The organism is Chloroflexota bacterium, assembly GCA_020850535.1.
Lineage (GTDB): Bacteria > Chloroflexota > UBA6077 > UBA6077 > JACCZL01 > JADZEM01.
Map to the genome: position 1 here is coordinate 54,498 of JADZEM010000186.1, position 6,000 is coordinate 60,497.

A 6,000-nucleotide genomic window follows, 5' to 3' on the forward strand; every position below is an offset into this window, starting at 1 on the left:
CTCTGGTGCTTGTCCCCCGCCCCTTGGCACAACGGTAGGCGAGTGACAGGCCCCCGCGCTACATTCGCGGCTTCTTGGAGTAGTCTCTTGGGCGGCTGACGCGGGCCGCTACGGCTGGCGGTTCCTCTGCTTCTCGCGGCGAGCAGGGGTCGCCGCCACCTGCGCCTTTGGCGGGGCGAGCGTCAGCCGCTTGAGCCGCCGGCCGCTCTCGGCCACCGCGACCTCGCCGGCCAGGACCGGCAGCATCGCGTCGAGGTCCGGGGCCTCGCTGACCTCTCCCGCATCGTCGAACAACAGGAACCGGTCGAACGAGCGCATCAGCCAGCGGTCGTGGGTCACGCCGACCACCGTGCCCGTGAACTCGTCGAGGGCGTGCTCCAACGCCTCCGACGAGTCGAGATCCAGGTTGTCGGTCGGCTCGTCCAGCAGCAAGAGATTCGCGCCAGCCCGTTCCAGCAACAGGACTTGCAGGCGCGCCTGCTGCCCGCCCGACAGCGTCTCGAACCGCTGCTGGGCGCACGGCTGCAGCTCGTAGCGGGCCAGGATCGCCATCGAGGACGACAGCGAGATGTCCGCGCGCTGGAGGATCTCCAGCACCGTCAGCCCGCGCCACTCCGGATGCTCGTGCAACTGGCTGAAATAGCCGACCTTGATGCGCGCACCGTACTGCAGCATGCCGGAGTGCCTGACCGGCTCGCCTGCCGCCAGCCGCAGGAAGTGCGACTTGCCCGTGCCGTTCGGCCCGAGGACAGCGACACGCTCGCCCTGGCGGATCAGCAGGTCGAACGGGTGGATCAGCCCGTCGATCTCCAGGCCGGTGCACTCCAGCACCTTGCGGCCCGAGTCCGAGCCGCGCAGCCGCATCCGAATCCGCTGGTTGCGAACGGGCGGCGTCGGCGGGCCGGCCTCCACGAACTTCCGCCAGCGGGTCTCAGCAGCGTCCGCCCGCGATGCGTTCGCGTCGCTCGATGCCGCCCGAATCTTCATGGTGCGGAAGTACTGGAACAGCCGGCGCTCCTCGTCGTTCCAGCGCTGCAACGCCTCTTCGAGCCGCTCCTGGCGCGCCTCACGGGCCTCGTAGTACGTGCCGAACGACTCGCCATGCACCCACGCGCCGTGTCCTTCAAGCGTCACGACCTTGCGTGTGGCGCGCACCAGCAGCTCACGGTCATGGCTGACCAGCAGAACCGTCTTGTTGAGCGCGTTGAGCTGCCGCTCCAGCCAGCGCTTCCCGACGATGTCCAGGAAGTTGTCTGGCTCGTCCAGCAGGAGGTTTTCGCAGTCGGAGGTCAGCAGCATTTCGAGCGCCAGCCGCTTCTGCTCGCCGCCCGACAACTGACGCACGGGGCGATCGGCGGCCTGATCCAGCGTCTGCCCGAGGACCGACGCCGTGCAGCGATCCCACAGCCCTTCCAGGGTGTAGCCGCCAGCCTCACCCCAGTGGGCGATGGCGTCGGCGTACCGCACGCCGGCGTCGTCCGAGGCATCCGACATCAGGGCGCGCTCGGCGTCGATCAGCTCGAGGGCGTGCGTTCGGAGCGGCTCGGGTGAGACGTAGGCCAGCAACTCGCGGACCGTGGCGTCAGCATCACCGCGATGTACCTGCTGCGGCATGTACTGCAGCCGACCGTCGATCTGAATCGCGCCGTTGCTCGGCTGCAGCTCACGGGCCAGCAGCCTCAGCAGCGTGCTCTTGCCGACGCCGTTGACGCCGACCAGCGAGGCGTGCTCGCGGTCGCCTATCCGAAACGAGACGCCGCTGAAGAGCAGGCCGCCGCCAGGGTGCTCGTAGTCAAGGTCTTGCACCACAATCGCCATGGTCCACGTCAGCCTTCTGCGCCGACTGGCGCGAACTGGTCCGCGAGGTCTACCGTCCGCGAGCGAGGACCGCCGACAGCCCGGCCGACGCCAGCTCAGCCGACACCGACACGATGCGGTACAGGATACTGGTGACGGCGGCGGCGGGGGCTGGCATGCCGATGGCGGTGAGCAAGACCGTCATCAATCCCTCACGCGCGCCCAGCCCGGCCGGCGCGATCGGCACCGCCAGCCCGAACAGGTAGCTCAGGGCCGCGATGCCGCTGACGGCCGGCAGGTCGGCCCAGGACAGCGTCTCCCAGCCGACCACCGTGTGCGCCGTGGCGAACAGGCCAATCGACATCGTGACCCAGAGCACCACGTACCCGGCGAGCAGCAGGATGATCACGCGGTAGGGCGGCAGGTCGGTGCACAGCTCGGTGTTCTTGCCGGGCAGCTTCTTCGAGGCGAAGCGCAGGATCGGGCCCATCACGCGGGGGTGCAGCCCGATCAGGCCGGCCGGCAACGCCAGCCAGGAGACCCAGCCGATCAGCTCCAGGTGCTCGGCGATGCCCTGGCCGCGCAAGAGGATCGGGATGCTGATGACGCTCACCAGCGCCGCCCCCAGCAGCGAGAGCGCCAGCTCCACCAGGACGCTGGTGACGCCAATCGAGGCCGGCTGGCCGCGCTCGCTGAGGAGCGCCACGCGCCCGGCCGCGTGCATCACCTTGCCTGGGAGATACTTGCCGATATTCGTCACCAGGAAGATGCGACAGCCGTCGAGCGTGCTGACGTTGCCGCCCAGCCCCCGATAGATGATCAGCCAGAGTGGCGCCGTCGAGATCGACGTACACACCATCAGCAGGAAGGCGATGCCGACCGGCAGCGGGTGAAACTGCCACTGGTAGTCTGCGAGGGTCGGGTCATTCCAGCTTCGCCAGAGCGTGTACCCAACGCCGAGCACCAGGACGACGGCGAGGGCCGCCCTCAGCGCGGGATGACGCAGCATGCCTGGGGGCGGTCGGCGACGGTGGCGTGGTCACGTACGACCTTCGAGGGCGACATAGCGCTAAGGCTACCGGATCGGCGCGCCGCGACGAAAGGTACGAAACGTCACACTCCCGACCGTCAGCCTCCGCCGACGAGGCGTCGGTAGAAGGTCGTCAGACGCTCGGCGGCAACCGCCCAGCTCTCGGAGGTGGCGGCTGCTTGCTGGCCGGCCAGGCCGAGGCGCGCGGCGAGATCCGGATCGGCCAGCAGGCGTGAGATGGCGGCAGCAAGCTCGACGGGCTGGCCGGGCGGAGCCAGCAGGCCACTCTCGCCGTCCGCGATGACCTCGGGGAGATCGCCGGTGGCGGTGGCGACGACGGGGCAGGCAACGCCTCGCGCCGAGAAGAGCATGCCGCTGGCGGTCGTCTCGCGATACGGCAACACCAGCAGATCGGCGGCGCTGAGGTAGGCGGCCAGCCGCGACTCTGGCAGGAAGGCCAGGTCGAAAATGGCGCGGTCCAGCAGGCCGTGCGCTTCGAGCCGCTGCCGGTACGGGCCGAACGGCTCGTTCGGTTTCCCGGCGACGACCAGTCGGGCCGATGGGCGCTCAGGAGCCACCAGAGCGAACGCCTCGATCAGGTCAGCCAGGCCCTTGTACGGCTCGATCAGCCCCGCGAACAGGATCAGCTCGGCGTCGGGCGGCAGGCCAAGCTGACGGCGGGCTTCAGCACGCGGGAGCGGCGGCGTGTCGAGGAGCAGCGGCCCGTGGGGCACGACGGCGATACGATCTGGAGCGATGCCCCAACGGTCGCGGAGCGCGGCGGCGCTGCGCTCGCTGTGGACCACGAGGCCGTCGGCACGCCGGAACAGCCGCTCGTAGCGGGCAGCGACGGCCGGCGGAGCGTCGTGCGGCGCGAGGTTGTGGACCGTGTAGACCAGCGGCACGCCACGACGTCGGATCAGCGGCCCGAGACGCGCATCCAGGCGCGGCTCGAAGCTCCACTGGATGTGAACGACGTCCGCCGGGTGGCGACGCAGATCGGCCAGCAGCGTCAGCCAGTTCAGCGGGTACTCGGCGGCTTTCAGCGCGCGCCGCGCGGACGGCCGGCCGGTCAGCCCGATCTGTCGGGCCGCCCCAGACCCGGCCACCCGAAAGAAGCGCTCATCGAGCCGGTAGCCCCGCGGCGCGGGCAGCCTCTCGTAGAGAAAGCGAGAGGTCGCCAACGTCACATCGCAGCCGGCGGCGGCCAGGGCGGCGCACAGGGCGCGGTCGTAGGGCGGCGTGTTGGCGTTCGGGTCGAGCTGCAGGACCCGAAGCCGCCGGCCGACCGGTATCATCCCGCGCGTGTGCATGGCAGCAGTATGCGCGTCCTGATCCTTACGCATCACTATCCGCCCGAGGTCGGCGCGCCACAGACCCGGCTGAGCGGCACGGCGCGCTTTCTGCGCGACCGTGGTCATGATGTGGCCGTCGTGACGGCGATGCCGTCCTACCCGACGGGCGTCATCCCCGAGCGCTATCGGCGGTCGCCCCGCCTGAGCCAGCGGATCGACGGCATCCAGGTCGAACGGACCTGGACCTACGCGAAGCCCGGCGGCTCGATCGGGCTGCGGCTGGCGAATCAGCTGTCGTTCACGGGGTCGGCGCTGGCGGCCCTGCCGGCGGTCGGGCCGCGCGACGTGATCCTGGTCGAGAGCCCGCCGCTCTTCCTCGGATTCACCGGGGCGCTCTACAGCGCGGCCCTGCGCGCCCCGATGGTCCTGCACGTCTCCGACCTCTGGCCGGCCGTCCCCATCGAGCTTGGCGCGCTCAAGAACCAGCGGGCGATCCAGGCCGCACACCTGTTCGAGCGGGGAGTGTACCGGGCCAGCCGACGGCTGATCGTGGTCACCGAACGCTGGCGGGATCAGATCGCCGCCGACGGCGTGCCGGCCGAGAAGATCGACCTGGTGACGAACGGCGTCGATGCGACGTTCCTCGACCCGACGCTTGCCGCGTCGGAGCGGCTGCGCGTCCGCGCCGAACTCGGACTGGCCGACAAGGTGGTCGTCGCCTGCATCGGGACGGTCAGCTTCGTGTACGGCTACGACGCCATCCTGGACGCTGCCGGGCAACTCGCGGCGCGGCTCGACGTGCACTTCTTGATCGTCGGCGACGGCTCCCAGAGGGCGGCAGTGACCGAGACGCTCGCCTCACGCGGCCTGACAAACGTGACGCTGCTGCCGGCCCAGCCGCATGCCCGCATCCGGGCGCTGCTGGCCGCATCGGACATCTCGGTCAGTGCGCTGTTGCCGATGCCCGTGACGCGGGGGCAGTTGCCGGTCCGGATCCTCGAAGCGATGGCGATGGCCCGCCCGGTGATCTTCAGCGGCGAGGGGGTGGCCGCCCGGCTGGTAGCCGAGAGCGATGCCGGCATCGTGACGCCGCCTGCCGATCCGTCCGCACTGGCGGCCGCCATCACGACGCTGGCGGACGCCCCTGAACGACGGGCTGTTCACGGCGCAGCAGGCCGCGCCACGATCCTCGACCGCTTCAACCGCGCGACGGTCGCTGGCAAGATCGAAGCGTCATTGCTGCGCGCCATCGACGGCTAGTGGCTCGTCTGGCGTCGATCACAGGGTCGCTCAGTGCCGGTCGTCATCCCGACCGCAGCGAGGCACGAGCGGAGTGGAGAGGGATCTTCTCCTTCTGTGGCGTGAGGAAGATCCCTCGACTGCGTTCGCACGCTCACGTCGCTCGGGATGACGGGGGAGGTCGTCAGGGCGATTGCATGTTGATGTCGTCGTGCCGCCTCGTCGGGGCTTGAAAGCCCCGCCTACCATCCTGCAGTCGCTGCGCGACGCGCCAGTCGCACCAGTGCCTGCCGTTCCCGGTGTCCGTCGCGCAGCGACGGCATGCGTGTAGGCGGGGACTTCAGTCCCCGACCGCCCGTTCCATGATGCTCCGGGTACACCAATGAACATGCCATCGCCCTGGGGGGAGGGGCCTCAGGCTTGCCCTGAGCGTGCCGAACGGGTCGCTTCGCTCGCGATGACGGTGAAGCGTCGGCAGAGATCCAACCCGGCAGGTTACGACTGACAGACCACTAGAAGCCCGGCCGAAAAGTGGCAGTTCTGATGGTGCTGGGCCATGTTGAGGGTTGCAGGAGGTCGGCAGCCGTCGAATCGGGCGGGAACCATTGCTGATTCGGGGTGGGCCGCAGAGCGGCGTCC

4 protein-coding genes are annotated in these 6,000 nt (G+C 69.6%); 1 reads left to right on the forward strand and 3 read right to left on the reverse strand.

What is annotated here, in order from left to right; translation table 11 throughout:
* Positions 1-108: 108 nt before the first annotated feature.
* From IT306_26265 to IT306_26275, 3 genes are all read right to left on the reverse strand, one after another.
* The gene (locus IT306_26265; protein MCC7371948.1) at positions 109-1,818 is read right to left on the reverse strand and encodes an ABC-F family ATP-binding cassette domain-containing protein; all 1,710 of its coding nucleotides are present in this window, start codon (positions 1,816-1,818) and stop codon (positions 109-111) included.
* A gap of 49 nt (positions 1,819-1,867) precedes the next feature.
* Positions 1,868-2,806, reverse strand: coding sequence for a flippase-like domain-containing protein (locus IT306_26270; protein ID MCC7371949.1), 939 nt, complete (start codon positions 2,804-2,806; stop codon positions 1,868-1,870).
* Positions 2,807-2,925: 119 nt separating this feature from the next.
* Positions 2,926-4,173, reverse strand: a complete 1,248-nt coding sequence (locus IT306_26275; GenBank protein ID MCC7371950.1) for a glycosyltransferase family 4 protein — start codon at positions 4,171-4,173, stop codon at positions 2,926-2,928.
* Between IT306_26275 and IT306_26280 the strand changes: the two genes are divergently transcribed.
* Complete coding sequence (locus IT306_26280; GenBank protein MCC7371951.1) at positions 4,150-5,382, forward strand: glycosyltransferase family 4 protein; 1,233 nt, start codon at positions 4,150-4,152, stop codon at positions 5,380-5,382. The two genes, IT306_26275 and IT306_26280, sit on opposite strands and share 24 nt — an antisense overlap.
* The last annotated feature ends 618 nt before the right edge of the window (positions 5,383-6,000 follow it).

Excerpts from the sequence above, each read along its gene's own strand:
- IT306_26265 (MCC7371948.1), bottom strand. The coding sequence starts at position 1,818 with ATGGCGATTGTGGTGCAAGACCTTGACTACGAGCACCCTGGCGGCGGC.
- IT306_26270 (MCC7371949.1), bottom strand. The coding sequence starts at position 2,806 with ATGCTGCGTCATCCCGCGCTGAGGGCGGCCCTCGCCGTCGTCCTGGTG.
- IT306_26280 (MCC7371951.1), top strand. The coding sequence starts at position 4,150 with ATGCGCGTCCTGATCCTTACGCATCACTATCCGCCCGAGGTCGGCGCG.
- IT306_26275 (MCC7371950.1), bottom strand. The coding sequence starts at position 4,173 with ATGCGTAAGGATCAGGACGCGCATACTGCTGCCATGCACACGCGCGGG.